Raw genomic sequence first — 20,227 nt, forward strand, 5'->3', positions numbered from 1 at the left:
CTCCGTCGAAGTACTGTCTATCAGAATAAATGCAATGTCCTCAAGACAATATATTTTCTGCCCATTGCTTGCGACGCACACGGCCGCCCGCTAGCGTGGCGGCACGGTTGAATCCTTTCAATGGATGACACCGACCGCACGTTGCCGTGGGGGAAATCCCACTTCAAAGGAGAAGTTTGTGAGTACAATTTCCGCATCCCGTGAGCCAGGATCCTGGTACATCGCAACCGTTTCTGGCATGGCGTCGTACATCGATTCGGCCTCGATAATAAGCTTCGGCACGGCCGTCGTCATCTACCAGACGGCGCTCGGGCTCACGCCAGCGCAGGTGGGGATCGCCTCGGGAGTGCTGACATTCTCGATTGCCATCGGTGCTGTGGTGGGAGGGAGACTTGGCGACCGTTATGGGCGTCGCCCGGTCTTCACCGTCACGATGATCCTCATCGCTCTTGGCGCCGTGTCGGCAGTTCTCGCCACAGCCTTCCCGATGTTGCTGGTGGGTGCCATTCTGATCGGGGTGGGAACGGGCGCCGATCTGCCCGTGTCGCTGGCGACAATCGCCGAAGCCGCAGATGACAGCAACCGCGGTAAATTTCTGGGATTCTCGAACCTTCTCTGGGTCGCCGGCATCATCGCCGCAAGCATCGGCGCGGCCCTCGTGGGCAACGCCGGCAGAATCGGCGGACAGATTCTCTTCGCCCACATCGGGCTGGTCGCCGCAATCGTGCTCGTCGCCCGACTGCGCATTCCCGAGTCGGCGACGTGGCTCGCAGCCCGGGCCGACCGTCACGCGGGCGTCCCGACGATCCGGGCACAGCGAGCGGCTCCCACGCGGCTCCTGCGTCGGCCTTACCTGGTGCCGGTGCTCGCCCTGATCGGTTTCTATACGCTCGTCAATCTTGCTGCGAACACCAACGGACAGTTCGGCACGTATTTGCTGGTCAATGTGGCAAAGGTCGATGTCTCCACCGCGGCGCTCCTCGGCCTGGTGTCCATCCCGGTGCTCATTGCCGGCTACCTCTGGTTCATGCGCATCGCCGACGGGCCCTACCGTTTCTCGTACTTCACCGCCGGCGGCATCGTCTGGGTCGTCGGTCTGCTGGTGCCGGCGGTCTTTGGTTTCAGTGTGACGAGCTATCTCGTGATGGGCGTCCTGTTTGCACTCGGCAGCTCATTCGCCTTTGAAACGATCATGAAGGTCTGGGCGCAGGAGTCATTCCCCACTCTCATCCGCTCAACGGCTCAGGGCTCGATCATCGCCGTTGCCCGGGTGGCCGCGGCAATTCTCGCGGCACTCACGCCAGGTCTCATCGCCGTGGGTCCTACCGTGCTGTACACGCTGCTGTCCGCGGTGACATTCGTCGGGCTGGCCATAGCGTGGATCGTGTTCCGTCACCGCAACAACCACAGCGAATTCGCGGTAGAGGGCAACGACAGCCCCACTTCGGCGATTCCCACGCAGTCAGTAGCCGTTTCCTCGGGGCCAGTGCGGGTGCCCTAACGACACAACGACACTGGGCCAGCTTCCGGTGAGGAACTGGCCCAGTGTCATTGGTGCTGGCGGAGTGGGCGTTATCCGAGGTGGACGGCGCCTTCTCCGGCGGTGAAGTCCTCCTTGGAGACCCGCACCATGAACCAACCGATGGGAATGGCGACGATCATCGCGATCGCCGCGGCGATGAAGACGATGGAATAGCCGTCCACCAGGCCTCCAAACGGGTTCGCCGTGCTGGCGGAGGTGGAGGATGCCACGGCCGAGGTGTACAGCGCGGTGAAGACGGCGATACCGATCGACCCACCCACCTGCTGGGCGGCCGTGAGCGCGGCACCGGCTACGCCGGAGTCACGCGGCTGAATGCCCGCCAGCGCGAGGTTCTGCATGGGAACGAACACGAACGCCGCTCCGATACCGAACAGGATCTGTCCAGGGAGGATCTGCGCGAGGTAGGTTCCGTCGGGCGTCACTCGGCTGAGCAGCAACAGCCCTGCCGCGGACAGAACGGGGCCGATGGTGATGAGGATGCGCGGGCCGACCTTGCCGATAACGTTCGACAGAATCGCGGCCGTCACGATGATGCTCCCCGCGAAGGGCAGCGATGCAACGCCGGATGCCAGCGGTGACATGCCCATGACGATCTGGAAGTGCAGCGTCAGGTAGAGCAGCGCTCCGAGCATCGCGGCACCCTGCAGGATCGCGATGAGGAACGTGCCGCCGCGGACCTTGTCGGCGATGATGCGGAGCGGCAGGAGCGGGTTGGCCGCACGTGTCTGCCACCAGAGGAAGAGCGCGACGCCGACGGCGCCCAGTGCGAGGAATCCGATGGTGTCCGCACGTCCCCAACCAAGCTCGGCGCGGGAGAAGCCGTAGACGATCGAGCCGAGGCCGAGCGTGATCATCAGGGTGCCGGGAACGTCGTACCGGGTATCTCCGTCGGCCCGACTCTCCTTCAGGATGAACAGTGCGGCGATGATCGCAATGACGGCGATTGGCACGTTGACCAGGAGGCACCAGTTCCACGTGAGGTATTCAGTGAGTACGCCTCCGAGAAGCAGCCCAATGGCGGCTCCCGCTCCGGCGATGGTGCCGAAGATGGCAAACGCGCGGGTGCGGTCCGGTCCGGAGGGGAAGGTCACCGTGAGGACCGCCAGTGCCGCGGGGGCGAGCAGCGCGGCGAACACACCCTGGAAGCCGCGGGCGAGCAGCAGCATTCCGCCGCTCGTGGCCAGGCCACCGATGCCGGAGGCGATGGCGAAGCCGGCCATACCGACGATGAAGGAGCGCTTGCGGCCCCAGAAGTCGGCGATGCGTCCGCCGAGGAGGAGCAGGGAGCCGAACGCGAGCGCGTAGAGAGTGACCACCCATCCACGCGTGCCGTCGGACATGCCGAGTTCGAGCTGGGCATCGGGAAGGGCAATGTTCACGATCGTGCCGTCGAGGACGACCATGAGCTGGGAAAGTGCGGCGACGCCGAGGATGATCCAGCGACGGTTGGGGTGTTCAGCGGCGGACGCGCGGGCGTCACGACGTACATCAGGCAAAGAAATGAGAAGCTCCAGGTGAGAGTGGTGCCGGCCTGTTGGTCACGACGGATTCCGTGACCTAACCAACCGGTTAGTATTACTATAGTGGAGTCATGGCTAACCAGGAGATGAACGTCGAGCATCGGATACTGCTGTCCGCTCGCGCCGAGTTTGCCGAACATGGTCTCGCCGGGGCACGCGTCGATCGCATCGCCAAGGGCGCGAACTCGAGTAAGGAGCGCCTGTACGCCCACTTTGCCGACAAGGTCGCCCTGTTCCAGGCGGTGCTCAACCTCAACGGCATGGAGTTCTTCGAGGCGGTTTCTCTGAGCCCCGCCGATATCCCCGACTTCGTGGGCCGGGTGTTCGATCACTCGCTCAGCCATCCCGAGCACCTGCGGATGATGACCTGGGCGCGGCTGGAGGGCTTCAACTTCGATCTCCACTCCGCCGTCATGGAGAGCGAGCGGGCGAAGTCCGACTCGATCCGTGAAGCGCAGGCGGCAGGACTCGTCGATGCGTCGTGGAAACCGGACGAGCTCATCCCGCTGCTCTTCGGGATCGGCCTCGCGTGGACGCAGGCGCCCGGCACCACGGGATCGGCCGAAGCGCCGGCCGTGATCGCCGCGCACAGGGCTGCCGCGGTCGAGGCATCCCGTCGCCTGATCCAGTCCCGCTGACGCAGGCGTCCAGAAAGGCCCCCGCCCGGCGCGACTAAACTGGGCCCCTGCCACACACCAAGGGGGACCCGCGTGGATCGATTGCAAGCTCTTCAGATTCCGCCCCGCCGCAAGGCCGCGGAACTCGGCGCGATGCTCGCGGCGCTGCCGCAGGGAGAGCTGGTGGAGGCACGGTTCAACTCGGAGCCGTACGGCGCCTACTCGGTCGTCGGTCGCGTCGCGATCGGATCGTCCATGCACCTCGGCGGAATCGAAGTCGGCAACAACGGTAAGCCGGTGCGCGAACTGATGACGCTCGAACCGCGGGACACGGAAGCGGATGACGCGGAGCCGCTGCACCTCGCCCACGTGGCGAGCACGGTGGCCTCTCTCGCACACGGCGATGTCGTGGAGGCGACGTTTGTGCAGGAACCCTACGGCACGTTCACCATCACGGGTATCTGCGTGCTCGCTCCCTACACGGGGGAGAAGATGGTGGGGTCGTGGTTCCTGACGACGGAAGCAGAAGCGGCGAAGCGGCTCGTGTCGGTCGACGTCGTTGCTCGCGCCTCGGAGCACACGGTTCCGGTTCCGCGGTGGATGACCGCCTGGGCCTCCGAGCGCGAGGGTTCGCGCCCGGAGGAGTAGCCAGACTGACTAGGAACGCTTGGCGGCGGTGCGGTTCTCCGCGGAGACCATCCAGGCGTACTGCTCGAGCTGCGAGATGATCGCGTGCAGGATGTCCGCGCTGGTCGGGTCCTCGTCGTCGACATCGTCGTGCACGTCGCGCATGGTTCCGACGGCGGCTTCCAGACGTGTCGTGATGAGGTCGACCGTGACGGCGGTGTCGATCTCGCCGTTCGGGTACTCCGGAAGGGTCGTGGTGGCGGCGACGGTGTCGCTGCGTCCGTCCGGCACGGCGTGCAGGGCGCGCAGGCGCTCGGCTACCTCATCGCTGGACTCGCGGGCGAAGTCGATGATCTCGTCGAGCTGCAGGTGCAGGTCGCGGAAGTTCTTTCCGACGACGTTCCAGTGCGCCTGCTTGCCCTGGATGTGGAGCTCGACCAGGTCGACGAGTACCTTCTGCAGGTTGTCCGTGAGCTGCTTCGATGCCTTGAAACCGCGCTCGGCGTTCTGACGCCTCGTGGGCTTTGCCCCACCATCGGCGGGGACGTGAACATCGCGTTCGACAGTTGTTGTCATCAGAATTGCCTTTCCTTGTGTGGTGATGATGGATCTTTCGGATTCTGAAGCCTCGGTGTACGAGTCCAGAAACTATTGTGCGTCGGTCACCTGCTGGGCGGCCGTGTGGGAGGCAAGTTCCAGCAGTTGGGATCGCAGGTAACCGGCGTAGCCGCCGGGGGTGCGTCCGACCTGGCGGCCGGAGGTGACGACCTCGCAGCGGTCGGTGGCGAGGAGATCGGCCGCTGTTTCCCTCAGCCGGTCGACGAGATCGTTGTCCTCGTGCTCGGCGCGGGAGAGGTATCCGCCGGCCCGCGTATAGGCCGACGCCCGCACCCCGAGGTTGGCGCCGTGCACGTGCCCGTTTGCCGCGCCGGGCTTGTGGGTTGCCCGCCACGCGCGAATCTGCGCCGCGGTGAGGTCCTTGAAGTCGGGGCGAACGGTGCCGATCATCACGTCGTGACCGGCATCGGCCAGCTCGAGCTGGTGCGAGAGCCAGTGGCGGGGAACGACGGAGTCCGCGTCGGTGTTGGCGATCCACAGGCGTTTCTCCGGCACGTGGCGCGTCGCGAGTGCGGCGTCGACACCGGAGGCACGGGCGGCGCCCACGTTGGCAGACTCGAGCTCGACGACACGCACGCCCGGGAACGCCCGCGCGACGGATGCCGTGCGGTCGAGGCATCCGTCTGCCACCACAATGATCGTGACCGGTGGCGCCAGCGTGCCGCGTGCCGTCTGGAGGTACTGCACGGCAACCTGCACGGAGCGCAGGCACTGGCCGATCAGTTCCTCTTCGTCCCGGGCGGGGATCACGACGGCAATGGCCCGGATGGCGGTGGGGGAGACGGTTCTCACCGGCCGGGCAGCGCGCTTGGCCTTGGCGACCTCCGGGGGAGTCACGCGAGCCCCGTTCGTTCGGCGACGGAGCGTGGATCGGCAGAGAAGACCTCGAGAATGAAATCCTTCTCCGACACGGTCGACAGGCGGGTGAGGCCCGTGAACTCCGCGATGGCGGCGTGGACTGCATCACCGGTGAGCAGGTAGTCCTCGACGGGATGGCGCCAGTGGCATGCCACGAGAGTGCCCGTCGCGCCGAGCGACCGCTCGATCTGGCCGAGCACGACCGTCAGCGACGGGAGGTCGAAGTAGTACCCGACCTCGCTGAGCACCACGAGATCGAATTCCCCCGCGGGAAAGTGATCGACGACGTCGGTCTTGCGCACCGTCACCTGGGGCAGGTCCGCGTTGCGCGCGGTCGCCCGGTCGACGGCCGCCTGGGAGATGTCGACCGCGAGCAGCCGGTCGGTGCGTGCGGCCAGCTCACGGGTGAGTACGCCGATGGAGCATCCGACCTCCAGCGCCGCTCCATAGCGTTCTGCCGGGAGCGCTGCCATGGTCAGCGCGCGCTTGCGTGCCTCGTACCAGCGGGTCTGGAAGCCCCACGGGTCATCGTGTCGCTCGTACGTCGCGTCGAAGTAGTTCTCGGCGATGCGTTCGGCGGGCACCGAATTGTCGGCGGTCGGCATGACAAACACCTCGATGTCTCGAAGGAAGTTGAGCAAAAAGAGCGGGTGCAGCAGGGCTTCGTCGCCGGGTGCTTGTGACAGGGGTGCGACCTGGGACTGGTACTCGAGCATCGCGCGACGCTTGGCGTCGAGGGATTCCGTCTGGAGGGGCAACGCGAGTAACCGTGGCCACGGTGTTGTCGCGTCGTCGGGGGAGGCCCAGTGCCACATCCAGATGGGGTACTCGATGAGGGTGCGGTGGCTGCGGTCCGAGACATCCGCACAGACCTCTCCCACCACCCGGTGATCACGATGTCCATCGCCCCGCCACGGAGCCGCGATAAGCGCCGACGGCCCGGTTGCCGTGATGATCGGGGTCAGCAGGTCCGTCAGGTGCTCCCGGTGCTCGCGCACCTGACCGTCGGGGAGGTTGAGGAACGTGACCCGGCTGCCCGGCGCGAGCTCCCGCGCTGCGACCTGCGCCTCGATGCGGCGACGCAGCGCCATGCTCTCGCCTTCTACCCCGGAGGATCCGGGGTGCGAGGCCGCGCCATCGGTGACGATGACGATATGGACGCGGATGTCCCGGGCCGCGGCCTCGGCGATGAGGCCACCGGCTCCGAGGGTCTCGTCATCGGGGTGCGCCGCGATGACCAGGAGTTCGCCCACCCCGTCGAGCCCGAGGGAGGGCAGCGTGGTCATGCGGGGGTCGGCCGACCACAGCTGCGCGGGCGTACCCGGCTCGCGGGCATCGAAACTCACCACGGGACGACCCCCGCATCGAGAAGCTTTCCGCCCAGGGCTGCGAGATCCTTTTCGGCGTGGTCCTGGCGTAGGTACAGCTGCAGGTCGGCGACGCGCTTGGCGTGGGCCGCGTCCATCGCCAGTGGGGCGGGGCCAAGCGCGTGGGCGGCGCGATCGAGGATTTCCTCGCTTGCCCGCACGACGGTGGCGCGCACCCGGCGGGACAGCAGCTTGCCCGCCGGTCCCGTCGCCTCGCCCGCGTCCACGAGTTCCGCGGCTTCGCGCAGTGCACGGCGCGACGACTGCAGGAGTTCGTCGACCGCGCCGAGGTGCATGAGGAGGAAGGGGTCGCCGGGTTTGGCGCGTGCGGCCTCGAACAGGGTGCGTCCGATGCCAACGGCGCCCCCGAACCAGCAGGCCGCGACGCCGATCGCGCCCCACGAGAAGCCGGGACGGTCGAGATACCACCCGGCATCGCCGATGGCGACGGCGGGCACGTTATCAAAGGTCACGGGACCGCTCGGAATTTCGGTGAGGCCGCGCGCGAGCCATCCGCTCTCCGCCACTCGCACGCCCGGGAGTGCGAGATTGACGGCGAACAGCCGGCGACTGCCGTCTGGAAGGGTGGCGGACACCAGCGCTGCGTCCAGAACTCCGGCGAGGGAGCACCACGGTTTCGTGCCGGTGAGGGTCCATCCGGTCTCCGACGCGTCCGTCGGCGGGATGGCCGTCAGCGGAGCGCTTCCCTCGGCGGCAAAAACGCCCCAGCTTGCGGATGCCCCGATCCCGAGATTTTGCGAAGAGGAGTCGCTGTCCCGCCACTGACCAAGAATGGCGATGGCGTCCAGATGGGGCTCGACGGCCCGCACGATGCCGAGGTCCACCGCGGCGATGGATGCAAGGGTCTCCCAGAGCAGTGCGGTGTTGCCGCTGCCCGGGGTGGGGAGAGTGGCACCAAGCGAGGCTGCAAGACGAAGCGCAGCGCCAATATCTCCGGGGGTGGGCAGTGTCGTGGCGTTCTGCTCCCCGGACACGCCGAATACCGCTGCCTGGGGCGACAGCGGTATCGGTCGGAGTTGGTGGTTTATCACTACGCGCCACGATAAGTTACGGCGTTGGTCGGGGCCGGGGGCTTTCCGCGAGTGAGAACCGGTGATATGGGCGGGTGCCCGGGCGTTAGTTGACCTGGGCGGCGACGGGCTCCGCGGCACCCGGGCGCACGGGCGGGGCGGAGCGGGGGCGACGGTGGGCTGTGGTCGCCGCGGCGACCATGACAGCGAGCGCAGCGACGGTGATGGCGGCACCCGCCCACAGGGGAGAGGTGTACCCGAGCCCCGCCGAAATGGTCAGGCCGCCGATCCATGCTCCCAGAGCGTTTCCCACGTTGAACGCCCCGATGTTCGCACCCGAGACCAGCGTTGAGTTGTCGCCCGCGTACAGAAGCACCCGCATCTGCAGTCCGGGAACCGTGGCGAACCCGAAGCCGCCCATGAGTACCAGCAGGATCATCGTCGCGATCTGGTTTTGTGCGGTGAGCGCGAAGATCACCAGCACCACGGCGAGGGCGAGCAACAGGGTGATGAGCGTTGCATCGAGCGACTTGTCGGCTGCCTTGCCGCCGACGATGTTTCCGACGAAGAGGCCAGCGCCGAACAGGATGAGGAGCCACGGCACGGCACTGCTGGCGAAACCGCCGACCTCGGTGAGCGTGTAGGCCATGTAGGTGAAGGCCCCGAACATGCCGCCGAAGCCGAGAATCGTCACGACAAGTGAGAGCCAGACCTGACCGGATCTGAATGCCCGCAACTCGTTGCGCAGTGCGCCGGCCGCGGTAGTCGAGGCGACGGCCGGAACGAGAAGCACGATGCCGAGAAACGCGAGAACGCCGATGATGCTGATGGCCCAGAAGGTTGCGCGCCAGCCGAGGCTCTGTCCGATCAGGGTTCCGAAGGGCACGCCCAGAACATTGGCAAGGGTGAGTCCCGTAAACATGATCGCGATGGCACCCGCTTTCTTGTCGGGTGCGACCATGCTCGCGGCGAGCACGGAGCCGATGCCGAAGAAGGCGCCGTGGCACAGGGCGGCGATGATCCGGCCGAGAAGCATGACGGAGTACTCCGTGGAGAACGCGGACAACACGTTGCCGATGATGAACAGCACGAGGAGCCCGAGGAGGACGCGCTTGCGCGGGAGTCGTGTGACAGCGGCGGTGATGAGCAGTGCACCCACGGCGACGCTCAGTGCGTACCCCGTCACGAGCCATCCCGCAGCCGCCTCGTCCACCGAGAAGTCGGCAGCAACCTCGGGCAACAACCCGACAATGACGAACTCGGTGAGGCCGATGCCGAAGCCACCAAGGGCGAGGGCGAGTAATCCGATGGGCATTGGCTGTGTCTCCTCAAAAAATCCATGAACGCGCGCACAAGCCACGTAAACTATTACTTGCAAGCGCGGGATAAATGATTGCACACGCAACTATCCCGCGCAAGCAACTACTTTTGGGAAACGAGGAGAAGAGCGATGAGCATCGAAGATGACGCCGTCGAAGTGCGCGCCCAGGGGTGGCGCACGTTGGCCGCGCTGCACGGATTGATCGAGTCCGAGCTGGAGAAGTCTCTGCAGTCCGAGCATCGTCTGTCCGTGGTCGAGTACACAGTGCTCGACGTCCTCAGCCGTCAGGACGGCTGGCACATGCGGATGCAGCAACTCGGGCGCGCCACCGCGCTTTCGCCCAGCGCGACGACCCGGCTGGTGAACCGGCTGGAGGATCGCGCCCTGCTGACCCGCATTCTGTGTCTCGACGATCGCAGGGGCATCTACACGGAGTTGACCGCGGCCGGGCAGGAACTGCTCACGCGGGCGCGGCCGGTGCACGACGCAACGCTGGAACGGGCACTCGCCGATGCGCGGGAACTTCCCGAACTTGCTCCCCTGGTGCAGGCGCTGCCGAGCCTTCTTCCCGCCTAGCCCCAGGCGGGCAGCGGGCGGCTATTACCGATCGGTGGGAACACTCGACTTACCCGGATTGACGGCACCGAGGCTGGACGAGCCGGGGCGCGGACTGAGCCCGAGGCGGGTGACGATCTCCGACGCCTGCTCGGCCGGTGTGCGCCCGGCGGCGATGGTGATGGCCCGTTCATCCTCTTCCGGTGGCTCCAGCGCGTCGAGCTGAGAGTCGAGGAGCGATGCAGGCATAAAGTGATCAAGACGTTGGGTCAGCCGCCGGCCAATGAGTTCCTTCGACCCACTGAGGAAGACGAAGACGACGTTTTGCTCGCGGAGCGTGTTGCGGTAGCGGCGCTTGAGGGCTGAACACGTGATGATGCCCGGCACATCGGCCATCGTGTGCTCGACGATCCACGACGAGATTGTCTCGAGCCACGGCTGCCGGTCCTCGTCGCCCAGAGGGATTCCGTCCGCCATCTTGGCCACGTTCTCATCGGGGTGCAGATCGTCCCCTTCCTCCAGGTCCCAGCCGAGCTGCCCGGCGAGAATGCCGGCGACGGTGGACTTGCCGGAGCCTGAAACGCCCATGATCACGAGGACGGGCTGACTTGTGGGGAACATCTAAATCACCAAACTGAGTGCGAGGACGCCGCCGAGGCCGACGACGGAGATGATGCATTCCATGATGGTCCACGTCTTGAGGTTTTGCCCCACCGATGCACCCAGATACTCCTTTACCAGCCAGAACCCAGCGTCGTTCACATGGGAGAGGAAGAGGGAGCCGGCCCCGATGGCCAGCACCATGAGCGACACGTGCGGCATCGAGAGGTCGGCCGCCACCGGTGCGAGGATTCCGGAGGCAGTCACCGTCGCGACCGTCGCCGAACCGGTCGCGACCCGGATGAGCGCGGCGACGAACCACGCGAGAAACAGCACGGACAGGTTGCTGCCGTTGACCGCGTTTGCGATGACGGTGCCGATCCCCGTGTCGATGAGCACCTGCTTGAATCCACCCCCGGCGCCAACGATGAGCAGGATGCCCGCGATCGGGGGGAGCGCATTGGTCAGGGAGGTCGACACGTCATTGCGGGTCATCCCGCCGCCGCGGCCGAAGACGATCATCGCGTAAATCACGGCGATGCCCAGCGCCACCATGGGAGTACCGAGGAAGACCAGCAGCGCGTTCAGTGGCGCCGTCGATCCCGGGGCCGTTGCCTCTGCGACGGTGCGGGCAAGCATGAGGACAACGGGGAGCAGGATGCCGATGATCGAGGCGACAAAGCTGGGACGCTTGCGATCGCTGGGGCTGTCTCCCTCGTCCTCTGACGTGAGGAACATATTGGGGACGGGCAGGTCCACCCACCGCGCGGCGATGCGGCCGAACACCGGCCCGGCAATGATGACCGTCGGGATGGCCACGATCACCCCGAGTCCGAGGGTGAGACCCAGGTTCGCGTTCAGGGCGGCAACCGCCACTAGGGGGCCGGGGTGAGGCGGCACGAGTCCGTGCATAACGGAAAGGCCGGCGAGCGCGGGAATGGCGATCGCCAGCAGCGGCACCTTCGACCGTCGCGCCACGAGGATGATCACCGGGATGAGCAGAACCAAGCCCACCTCGAAGAACATGGGCAATCCGATGAGAGCCCCGATCAAGGCCATGGTCCATGGCAGTGTGCGGGCGCTCGACCGGGAGACGAGGGTGTCCACGATGCGGTCGGCGCCGCCCGAATCTGCCAGCAGTTTGCCGAACATTGCCCCGAATCCCACGAGGATTCCGACGCTCGTCATCGTGGCGCCGAAGCCTGCGCCGAAGCTCAGCACCGATGCCCCGGGTGCGAGACCGGCGCCGATACCCACGCCGATACCGCCGACGGCGAGGGCGAGGAATGGATGCACCTTGAGCCAGGTGATCAGAGCGATGATGACGGCCACGCCGATGACCGCCGCAATGATAAGTTGCGCCTCGCTGCTGGCGGGTTCGATCGGGTCATCCGCCCGCGGGAGACCACCGGCGGTTATCAGCGCTGCGGAGAGGAGCATTGTCGTGTCCCTTCGCGGATCACGACGGTGTGATCCTCGGGGCACCCCACGGAATACGGACTGGGCGGTTCCGGGTGTTCCGGTCCCCGTGCGCCAGAGGATACGCCCGCGCGCAAATCCGGGGAAACCCCGTTGACAGCGTGGAATGCTGGTGGCGGATGCGTTGTTGCAGAGAACGATGCATTTGCATGGAGATTAGGAGCACGACATGACACAGGAACTCGAGCTGGGTCTCGACACATTTGGCGACGTGACAGCGGGTGCCGACGGCGTGAGCCTGCCCTACGCCCAGGTAATCCGTAACCTGGTCGACGAAGCGGTGCTGGCGGACGAGGTCGGAGTCGACTTCATCGGCGTCGGTGAGCATCATCGCGACGACTTTGCCGTGTCGGCGCCCGAGGTTGTTCTCGCCGCCATTGCCGCGCGCACGTCGCGGATTCGCCTTGGCTCCGCGGTCACCGTGTTGAGCTCCGACGACCCGATTCGCGTGTTCCAGCGCTTCGCGACAGTCGATGCGGTGTCGAACGGGCGCGCCGAGGTCATCCTCGGCCGTGGCTCCTTCACCGAATCGTTCCCTCTCTTTGGGTTCGACCTCGCCCAGTACGAGGAACTCTTCGAAGAGAAGCTCGATCTCTTTTCCGAGGTGCTGAAGGAGGGGCCCATCACGTGGGCCGGGACCACCCGTGCCGCCCTGACGAACCAGCAGGTGTACCCCAAGACGGAGTCCGGCGCGCTCAAGGCCTGGATCGGCGTGGGTGGAAGCCCCGAGTCTGTGGTGCGTGCCGCGCGCTACGGACTGCCGATGATGCTCGCCATCATCGGGGGAGACCCGTCGCGATTTGCGCCGTACGTCGACCTCTACCACCGTGCGCTCGCTCAGTTCGAGATGCCGACGCGGCCGATCGGTGTCCACTCGCCCGGTTACATCGCCGACACGGACGAGCAGGCTCGCGAAGAACTCTGGCCCCACTTCAAGGCGAACCGTGACCGTATTGGCGCGGAGCGTGGCTGGAGCCCCATGCAGCGTGGTGAGTTCGATCAGGAAGCCGACTTCGGATCTCTGTACGTCGGATCGCCCGAGACGGTCGCGCGCAAGATCGCCGCTACCGCGAAGACCCTCGGGCTCGACCGCTTCGATCTCAAGTACAGCGCAGGACCCCTCGCCCACGAGAAGTCGATGCACAGCATCGAGTTGTACGGCACGAAGGTGATCCCGATGGTCAGGGACATTCTGGCCTCCTAGCCGCAGCAGAGACACAGACACCCCCGGATGCGCCCTGCATCCGGGGGTTTTTGCGTACCCGCGAGAGCGCTCGCCAGCATTTCCGTTGAGCTACCTACTGGACACCTGCAAGACACCTTTCGGACGCCGGCTGGACTCCGCGCGCTGTCACTCTAAGCCGTTCCCCAGATCCGCCCTGCCGAAAAGGACGCCGTGACGCTCGACACCCCGCGCAAGCTTTCCCTGCTCCGCGACCCCGTCGACCTTCTTTTTCGGGGGGTCGCCCGCACCGCCGGCATCACGGTTCTCGCCATCATGTCGCTGGTGGGACTGTTCCTCGCCTACCGCGCCACACAGGCACTGCAGGTGGCCGGCTGGAGCTTCTTCACCGAACAGTCGTGGGAGCCCGACGCTGGCAAATTCGGCATCGCGGCTGTGCTTGTGGGCACCATCCTCATTGCGCTTGTCGCCATCGTCATCGCGGTGCCGCTCGCCACCGGCACTGCCCTCTACATCACGGACTACGCACCGCGTCGCATCAAGCAGACGCTGATCGGTCTCGTCGACCTCATGGCGGCCATCCCCAGTGTCGTGTATGGCCTCTGGGGCTTCTTCTTCCTGCAGGGCAACATCACTGACATTTCGCGGTGGATCTCCCACACGTTCGGCTGGATCCCGATCTTCGCGGTGGACGGAGCGGATCCCAACGACCCGCTCGCCAGCTCCACCGTCTATACCTCGTCCACGTTCATCGCCGGCATCGTTGTCGCGTTGATGATCGCCCCCATCATCACCTCCATCATGCGCGAAGTGTTTTCGCAGGCACCGGTGGGGGAGCGCGAGGGCGCGCTTGCCCTGGGATCGACCAAATGGGGGATGATCCGCTCGGTGGTCATCCCGTTCGGCCTCGGTGGCATGATCGGTGGCACCATGCTCGGTCTCGGCCGCGCGCTCGGCGAGACCATCGCCGTGTACATGATCATCTCGCCCGTGTTCGTCATTCAGCCGCACATCCTGCAGGCGGGGGCCAGCTCGGTGTCGTCGCTCATCGCCCTCAAGTACGGCGAGGCCACCGAATTCGGAACCTCGGCTCTGATGGCGGCGGGACTCGCGCTGTTCATCATGACGCTGATCATCAACTTCGCAGCGTCGGCCATTGTCGCCCGCTCGCGGTCGGGAGCTAGCAGCTGATGAGTTCGACCATCGATGTACGCGCGATTCATGAGCGTCTGGATGCCGCGACGGGTGAGACATCCATCGTCCAGGCTGTTCCGGCGGGCACCACGCTGCCGCGCAACGTGCTGTCCGAATTGCCGCCCGAGTTGGTGACGGAGCAGCAGCCGCGACGGACATCCGCCCTGCGCATCAGTGACCTGCTCTCGGCGATCGGCGCCGCCATCGCCTCCCTCGCGGCCACCACCTTCCTCGTGACCCAGCTGGCACCCATTCAGGGACCGGTGGCGTTCGGCGTCATCGCCTACATCCTGTTCGTGGTGTTCTACAGCATCCTCGTCGCCGCGGACGAGACGGGACCCGTCGTTCGGGACCGCATCGTGCTGGTCATCGTGCACTCGCTGGCGTTCACCATCTTCATCACGCTTGTCTTCGTCGTGCTGTTCAGCCTGATCCGGGGCGCCCAGGCACTGCCGCACCTCAACTTCTATACGCAGGACATGTCGCTCGCGGGGCCCCTTGACCCGCTGTCTGACGGTGGAGTGCTGCACGCGATCGTGGGAACGCTCATCCAGATCGCGATCGCCCTCGCGATCACGATTCCCCTGGGGCTGACGACCGCGGTCTTCCTCAACGAGGTGCCCGGACCATTCGCCAGGTTCGTGCGCACCATCGTCGAGGCGATGACCGCGTTGCCGTCGATCGTGGCCGGACTGTTCATCTACGCGTCCCTGATCCTGCTCCTCGGCTTTGAGAAGTCGGGATTCGCCGCCTCTCTCGCCATCAGCGTCATGATGCTGCCCATCATGATCCGGTCGGCAGACGTGGTGCTGCGTCTCGTGCCGAGCACCCTCAAGGAAGCCTCGACCGGCCTCGGTGCCGGCCAGTGGGCGACCGTGTGGCGGGTCGTGTTGCCGACCTCGCGTTCCGGTCTCGTCACCGCGATCATCCTCGCAACGGCGCGTGGCATCGGCGAGACATCGCCCGTGCTCCTGACCTCGGGCTTCACCGCATCCCTCAACGTCGACCCCCTGCACGGACCGATGGTCTCGCTGCCGCTGGCCATCTTCCAGTTCGTGAAGTCGCCAGAGCCGACCATGATCGCGCGCGGGTTCGGCACCGCCGCGGTGCTGATGCTCGTTGTGCTCCTCCTCTTCGTGATCGCGCGCCTCATCGGCGGCCAGACGATCGCAAAGAAGGAACGCGCCCGCCAGCAGCGCATTGAACTCGCGGCGGACCTTCGCGCCCGCGCCCACGGACTCGCCACTCTTCCCGCCCGCACCGCCCGGCTTGCGCGCCGCCTGACCACCCGGTCCGGCTCGGCGCATGCCGCCCGCAAATCCGACTCCACCCCGACGAACAAGGACGACACAGTATGACCCGTGCACGCCGCCGCCTCCTTCCGGCGATACTTGCGCTCGCCATCACCGCTCTGGTGATTGTGCCGACAACGTCGGCCGCAGCTGTCGACTACGTCCCCATCAGCGGAGCCGGGTCATCCTGGAGCTCCAACGCCATCGATCAGTGGCGTCGCAACGTGCAGCAGTACGGCATGCGGATCAACTACGCGAACACCGGCTCATCGGACGGACGCAACCAGTACAAGGCCGGAACCGTCGACTTCGCCGTGTCGGAGATCCCGTACGGCATCAAGGACGGCGGTGTCGTTGATACCCCGCCGAGCCGCGCGTACTCGTACATCCCGATCGTCGCCGGTGGTACTGCCTTCATGTACAACCTGCAGGCAGGCGGAAAGCAGATCACCAACCTCCGCCTGTCGGGTTCGGTCATCACCAAGATCTTCACCGCGAAGATCACGAGCTGGGATGACCCGGCGATCGCCGCCGACAACCCCGGACTTGCCCTCCCGAAGCGCAAGATCGTCCCGATCGTGCGCTCCGACGGCTCCGGCTCGACGGCACAGTTCACCACGTGGATGAGCAAGCAGTACCAGGCGGACTGGGACGCGTACTGCGTTCGCGCCGGTCGCTCCGCCCCCTGCGGCGTGACCTCGAACTATCCGACAATTCCCGGCACGGGCTTCATCGCCCAGCCCAACTCGCAGGGCGTCTCCGGCTACGTGGCCCAGAAGGCAAACATCGGAACCATCACCTACGTCGAGTACTCCTACGCGCTGAAGACCGGCTACCCGGTCGCCAAGGTTCTCAACTCGGCCGGCTACTACGTCGAGCCGACCGCGTCGAACGTCGCCGTCGGACTCCTGGGCGCGAAGATCAACACCACGGCAACCTCCAGCAGCTACCTCACGCAAATCCTGGACGGCGTCTACGCCAACCCAGATAAGCGCACCTACCCGCTGTCGTCCTACTCCTACATGATCATCCCGACGTCGACGCAGAACAACTTCACCGAAGACAAGGGCAAGACCCTCGGCGCCTTCGCCTCATATTTCCTGTGCGAGGGTCAGCAGCAGGCAGAGGTGCTCGGATACTCACCGCTCCCCATCAACCTGGTCAAGGCGGGTCTTGAGCAGATCGCCAAGATCCCCGGTGTCGGCACGTCGACGGTGAACATTGCCAAGTGCAACAACCCCACCTTCTCCAAGGACGGAACGAACACCCTCGCTGCGAAGGCACCGCAGCCGTCCGAGTGTGACAAAAAGGGCGCAACGCAGTGCACGGATGGCACGGGCGGCAGCAAGACGGACACCCCGGTCACCACCCCCGCCGTCACCCCCGGCACCTCGACCGGCGGCACCACCACAGGAGGAACGACGACCGGCGGCACGACCACGACGGGCGGAGCCACGGCCAGTGACGGGTCTTCTGCGGTCAACCCCGGCACCCCCGATGCGGCCACCGGCGGTACCTCCACCGGAACTGTCGGCACGGCCACCGGTGGAACGACGACGGGCCTCACCGCCGGCCCCGTGTCCTGTGAGGCCGACACGGGAGTCTGCGCCAATGTCGTGGCCCTTCCCGTTGAGGTTGCTGCCACCAGCAGCTGGGGCGTTCCCCAGTCCCTCATGACCGGCGCCGTCGTTCTGCTGATCGGACTCGTCGTCGTGCCGCCCCTCATCGCCCAGCTCACCTCACGCCGTAGGAGGCGCGGATGAACCACCGTTCCCTTATCCGACTCGGTAACGTCGCGGCGGTCTTCGGACTGGTCGTGACCACCGTGTCGGCAACGCTCCTCGTGACCACTCCGGTTGAGGCGGCGGATGACACGAGCTCAAGCGTCTCCGTCGCGTGGGCGGCAACCCACACCGACACCACCGACCCGAACTATGACGCCTTCAAAGACCTCACGGTGTCGGTCAGCCAGACCAAGAACCTCGTGAACCAGGGTGTCACCGTCTCCTGGACCGGGGCAAAGACGACGTCTCCCGGGGAGTACGCGACCGACTACCTGCAGATCATGCAGTGCTGGGGCGACGCTGCCGACGGCCCGACGCAACAGCAGTGCCAGTGGGGCGCGCCGAGCAACACCGTCGGAAACCTCATGGGCATCGGCGCCGCGGGGCGCGACCTGAACAACGGCGAGGACGCCAAACAGAACTACTCGCCCGACCTGCTCCTTCCGGCCCCGGACACCAACCCGAACCTCAAGGCTTACTCGTACCCATTCACCTCGGTGAAGGGAGTGTCGACCTTCGACATGAGCCAGTTCTTCACCTCCGCAACAACCAACGAGATCAGTGCCGCCCGCACGGGATCCGACGGCACGGGCGAAGTCGTTGTCGAGACGCAGACGGCGCTCGAAGCGCCGCAGCTCGGCTGCGGCGCCGTGATCACGGCAAACTCCGTCAGCACCGCGCGCTCCTGCTGGCTGGTCGTCGTTCCGCGTGGCGAGATCAGCACCGACGGCTCGAAGGCGAGTGACGCGCTCTCCGGTCGCATCAGCGGGTCTCCCTTCTCGCAGTCGAACTGGGCCCAGCGCATCGCCGTGAAGCTCGATTTCCAGCCCGTTTCGCAGTCCTGCCCGATCGGTAACGCCGAGCGCCGGGTTGTCGGGTCGGAACTCGTGGGCGACTCCATCACGTCCTGGCAGCCGGCGCTGTGCACCACGGGAACGACGTACGGGTACTCGCAGATTGGTGACGGAGAAGCCCGTCGACAGATCGTCAGCGGAATCGAGGGATCGGCCGCCCTCGGGTTTGTGTCCGAACCCCTCGATGACACGACGCGGGCGAAGGCAACCATCGAATACGCGCCGGTGACACAATCGGCGATCGTCGTGGCCTTCAACATCGATTACGCGCTCAACGCCGATTCCCCCAACGCGGGGAAAAACGGCACCCTCGTGAAGGACATCACTCTCAACGCGCGACTGGTGGCCAAGTTGCTGACCCAGTCCTATCGCGTTGATGTGCCCGGCCTTGCGGCCAAGAATCGCGTGGTCGCTGGCAACCCCATGGGCTTGACGGTCGACCCCGAATTCGTCGCGCTCAACCCCGAGTTCGCCGGTTTTGCCAGCCTCGCCGAGCCCGACGGATTGATCGTCGCCCTCGGAAGCAGCGACGCCGCGGCTCACGTCTGGGCCTGGTTGCGCTCCGACGCCGATGCGGCCTCCTTCCTCAGTGGCAAGGCGGACCCGTGGGACATGCAGATCAACCCGACGTACAAGGAGCTGTCGCTCGACACCGACACCACGGTCGACAGTTTTCCCAAGGCCGACCTGAGCACTTACCGGGACTCGGCGAACGTGCCGGAGCCGGGATTTGGAACGCTCGACATGCGCCCGTACACCAACGACTTCAACGAAGCGGCGTACCGGGCGCTCAAAGCAGACGCCGGGGTTAAGACGACCTGGGACGAAACCAAACTTCCGCCCGCGTTCGTATCCGCGGGCCCGCAGCTGCCGGGTCGTCACTTCATGCTGGCTCTGACGGACGCATCCGCGGCGGCGCGCTACGGGCTCTCGACCGCCAGGATCGTCAACTCGTCCGGTGAAGCGATCGCACCGACGGCCACCTCGATCACGGCGGGACTGTCAAATATGGTGGATTCCACCGTCAAGGGCGTCAAGGTCTACGACCCCACCGCCATCAAGGCGGGGTCCTACCCGCTGGGAATTCTCACGTACGCCGCCATCAACATGTGCGTGCCGGATGCCGCCACGCTCGCCGACTACGGCAAATTGCTCAAGTATGCGGTGGGTGCCGGACAGGTCAGCGGCGAGGCACAGGGTCAGCTTCCCCGCGGCTATGTGCCGCTCAGCCCGGCGTTCAAGGCGCAGACGGCCTCGGTCGTCAGCGACCTGAAGCGAGCCTTCGAACACAAGGGCATCTGCGAACTGCCGTCCACGCCAACTCCGACTCCGACGCCGACGCCCACTCCGACGAAGGAGCCCGTGGTGGTGGCTCCGCCGCAGACACCCATTGCGGACATTCCCCCGGTGGTCGACCCCGCCCCCGTCGTCTCATCGCCGCCCGTCGCGAGTCCCACTCCGACACCCACGGCGACCGTCGTACCGGTGGTCCACCGCACGGTGGACACGCCGCTCCCCACCGGACGCCTCGGTCTCCTGGCTGCCCTCGGATTGGGAATCCCGACCATGATCGCCGGTCCGGTGTTCATCCGACGTGGCCGCAAACTGGCCCGTCTGAGTGACTTGCAGAAGCCGAAATAGGACATATGCGCACCGGGGAATATCGACCCCGGTGCGCCGCTCGCCGTACGCCTGCTGTTCACCATTCATTGGGCGCCGGTTGGCCCAACCCTCATAGCTTTTCTCTCAGCTCGGACTCAGGGGCGATCACAGCGCTTTGGGCG

17 protein-coding genes are annotated in these 20,227 nt (G+C 65.8%); 9 read left to right on the forward strand and 8 right to left on the reverse strand.

Annotated features, from left to right (window positions below):
- The first annotated feature begins 178 nt into the window (after nucleotides 1-178).
- Nucleotides 179-1,501: an MFS transporter gene (locus HB677_RS07885; RefSeq protein WP_213815131.1), complete on the forward strand. Its 1,323-nt coding sequence runs from the start codon at nucleotides 179-181 to the stop codon at nucleotides 1,499-1,501.
- A 71-nt stretch (nucleotides 1,502-1,572) separates the two neighbouring features.
- On the opposite strand, the gene HB677_RS07890 is transcribed toward HB677_RS07885, so the two are convergent.
- Entirely contained in the window at nucleotides 1,573-3,039 is a 1,467-nt protein-coding gene (locus tag HB677_RS07890; RefSeq protein WP_255546355.1) for an MFS transporter, read from the reverse strand.
- Nucleotides 3,040-3,134: 95 nt separating this feature from the next.
- On the opposite strand from HB677_RS07890, the gene HB677_RS07895 reads away from it, so the two are divergent.
- Both HB677_RS07895 and HB677_RS07900 read left to right on the forward strand, forming a co-directional pair.
- Entirely contained in the window at nucleotides 3,135-3,701 is a 567-nt protein-coding gene (locus tag HB677_RS07895) for a TetR family transcriptional regulator (protein WP_213815132.1), read from the forward strand.
- A 72-nt stretch (nucleotides 3,702-3,773) separates the two neighbouring features.
- Nucleotides 3,774-4,328, forward strand: a complete 555-nt coding sequence (locus HB677_RS07900) for a hypothetical protein (RefSeq protein ID WP_213815133.1) — start codon at nucleotides 3,774-3,776, stop codon at nucleotides 4,326-4,328.
- A gap of 9 nt (nucleotides 4,329-4,337) precedes the next feature.
- Here HB677_RS07900 and HB677_RS07905 read toward each other — a convergent pair whose 3' ends face one another.
- The 5 genes from HB677_RS07905 to HB677_RS07925 all read right to left on the reverse strand — a co-directional run bounded on the left by HB677_RS07905 (nucleotide 4,338) and on the right by HB677_RS07925 (nucleotide 9,496).
- Entirely contained in the window at nucleotides 4,338-4,883 is a 546-nt protein-coding gene (locus HB677_RS07905; protein WP_213815134.1) for a Dps family protein, read from the reverse strand.
- A 72-nt stretch (nucleotides 4,884-4,955) separates the two neighbouring features.
- The gene (locus HB677_RS07910; RefSeq protein WP_307852518.1) at nucleotides 4,956-5,762 is read right to left on the reverse strand and encodes a glycosyltransferase family A protein; all 807 of its coding nucleotides are present in this window, start codon (nucleotides 5,760-5,762) and stop codon (nucleotides 4,956-4,958) included.
- A complete protein-coding gene (locus HB677_RS07915) occupies nucleotides 5,759-7,132 on the reverse strand; it encodes a bifunctional PIG-L family deacetylase/class I SAM-dependent methyltransferase (RefSeq protein ID WP_213815135.1) in 1,374 nt (457 codons plus the stop codon). Before HB677_RS07915 ends, HB677_RS07910 begins: the two co-directional genes overlap by 4 nt.
- Nucleotides 7,126-8,202: an acyl-CoA dehydrogenase gene (locus HB677_RS07920; RefSeq protein ID WP_213815136.1), complete on the reverse strand. Its 1,077-nt coding sequence runs from the start codon at nucleotides 8,200-8,202 to the stop codon at nucleotides 7,126-7,128. Before HB677_RS07920 ends, HB677_RS07915 begins: the two co-directional genes overlap by 7 nt.
- An 85-nt stretch (nucleotides 8,203-8,287) precedes the next feature.
- Nucleotides 8,288-9,496 (reverse strand): MFS transporter, encoded by a 1,209-nt coding sequence (locus HB677_RS07925; RefSeq protein WP_213815137.1) that lies wholly within the window; start codon nucleotides 9,494-9,496, stop codon nucleotides 8,288-8,290.
- A gap of 135 nt (nucleotides 9,497-9,631) precedes the next feature.
- On the opposite strand from HB677_RS07925, the gene HB677_RS07930 reads away from it, so the two are divergent.
- A complete protein-coding gene (locus HB677_RS07930) occupies nucleotides 9,632-10,078 on the forward strand; it encodes a MarR family winged helix-turn-helix transcriptional regulator (RefSeq protein ID WP_213815138.1) in 447 nt (148 codons plus the stop codon).
- A gap of 24 nt (nucleotides 10,079-10,102) precedes the next feature.
- Here the strand turns inward: HB677_RS07930 and HB677_RS07935 are convergent, their stop codons facing one another.
- Together HB677_RS07935 and HB677_RS07940 are read right to left on the reverse strand one after the other, a co-directional pair.
- Nucleotides 10,103-10,678 (reverse strand): gluconokinase, encoded by a 576-nt coding sequence (locus tag HB677_RS07935; RefSeq protein WP_213815139.1) that lies wholly within the window; start codon nucleotides 10,676-10,678, stop codon nucleotides 10,103-10,105.
- Nucleotides 10,679-12,097, reverse strand: coding sequence for a GntP family permease (locus HB677_RS07940; RefSeq protein WP_213815140.1), 1,419 nt, complete (start codon nucleotides 12,095-12,097; stop codon nucleotides 10,679-10,681).
- A 208-nt stretch (nucleotides 12,098-12,305) separates the two neighbouring features.
- Here HB677_RS07940 and HB677_RS07945 point away from each other — a divergent pair, with 208 nt between their 5' ends.
- The 5 genes from HB677_RS07945 (at nucleotide 12,306) to HB677_RS07965 (ending at nucleotide 20,084) form a co-directional block, all read left to right on the forward strand.
- Entirely contained in the window at nucleotides 12,306-13,340 is a 1,035-nt protein-coding gene (locus HB677_RS07945) for an LLM class flavin-dependent oxidoreductase (RefSeq protein ID WP_213815141.1), read from the forward strand.
- A gap of 192 nt (nucleotides 13,341-13,532) precedes the next feature.
- A complete protein-coding gene (gene pstC / locus HB677_RS07950) occupies nucleotides 13,533-14,510 on the forward strand; it encodes a phosphate ABC transporter permease subunit PstC (RefSeq protein WP_307852519.1) in 978 nt (325 codons plus the stop codon).
- Nucleotides 14,510-15,871: a phosphate ABC transporter permease PstA gene (gene pstA / locus HB677_RS07955; RefSeq protein WP_213815142.1), complete on the forward strand. Its 1,362-nt coding sequence runs from the start codon at nucleotides 14,510-14,512 to the stop codon at nucleotides 15,869-15,871. Before pstC ends, pstA begins: the two co-directional genes overlap by 1 nt.
- Entirely contained in the window at nucleotides 15,868-17,568 is a 1,701-nt protein-coding gene (gene pstS / locus HB677_RS07960) for a phosphate ABC transporter substrate-binding protein PstS (protein ID WP_213815143.1), read from the forward strand. The genes pstA and pstS overlap by 4 nt, the downstream gene beginning before the upstream one ends.
- Nucleotides 17,565-20,084, forward strand: a complete 2,520-nt coding sequence (locus tag HB677_RS07965) for a hypothetical protein (RefSeq protein WP_213815144.1) — start codon at nucleotides 17,565-17,567, stop codon at nucleotides 20,082-20,084. The genes pstS and HB677_RS07965 overlap by 4 nt, the downstream gene beginning before the upstream one ends.
- The last annotated feature ends 143 nt before the right edge of the window (nucleotides 20,085-20,227 follow it).

It is taken from the genome of Glaciihabitans sp. dw_435 (assembly GCF_018449675.1).
In the GTDB taxonomy this organism is placed as follows: Bacteria; Actinomycetota; Actinomycetes; order Actinomycetales; family Microbacteriaceae; genus Glaciihabitans.

What these genes read in the sequence shown, in the direction of transcription:
- HB677_RS07965 (WP_213815144.1), top strand. Translation starts at nt 17,565, where the DNA reads ATGAACCACCGTTCCCTTATCCGACTCGGTAACGTCGCGGCGGTCTTC.
- HB677_RS07935 (WP_213815139.1), bottom strand. Translation starts at nt 10,678, where the DNA reads ATGTTCCCCACAAGTCAGCCCGTCCTCGTGATCATGGGCGTTTCAGGC.
- HB677_RS07930 (WP_213815138.1), top strand. Translation starts at nt 9,632, where the DNA reads ATGAGCATCGAAGATGACGCCGTCGAAGTGCGCGCCCAGGGGTGGCGC.
- pstS (WP_213815143.1), top strand. Translation starts at nt 15,868, where the DNA reads ATGACCCGTGCACGCCGCCGCCTCCTTCCGGCGATACTTGCGCTCGCC.
- HB677_RS07940 (WP_213815140.1), bottom strand. Translation starts at nt 12,097, where the DNA reads ATGCTCCTCTCCGCAGCGCTGATAACCGCCGGTGGTCTCCCGCGGGCG.
- HB677_RS07905 (WP_213815134.1), bottom strand. Translation starts at nt 4,883, where the DNA reads ATGACAACAACTGTCGAACGCGATGTTCACGTCCCCGCCGATGGTGGG.
- HB677_RS07895 (WP_213815132.1), top strand. Translation starts at nt 3,135, where the DNA reads ATGGCTAACCAGGAGATGAACGTCGAGCATCGGATACTGCTGTCCGCT.
- pstA (WP_213815142.1), top strand. Translation starts at nt 14,510, where the DNA reads ATGAGTTCGACCATCGATGTACGCGCGATTCATGAGCGTCTGGATGCC.
- HB677_RS07925 (WP_213815137.1), bottom strand. Translation starts at nt 9,496, where the DNA reads ATGCCCATCGGATTACTCGCCCTCGCCCTTGGTGGCTTCGGCATCGGC.
- HB677_RS07945 (WP_213815141.1), top strand. Translation starts at nt 12,306, where the DNA reads ATGACACAGGAACTCGAGCTGGGTCTCGACACATTTGGCGACGTGACA.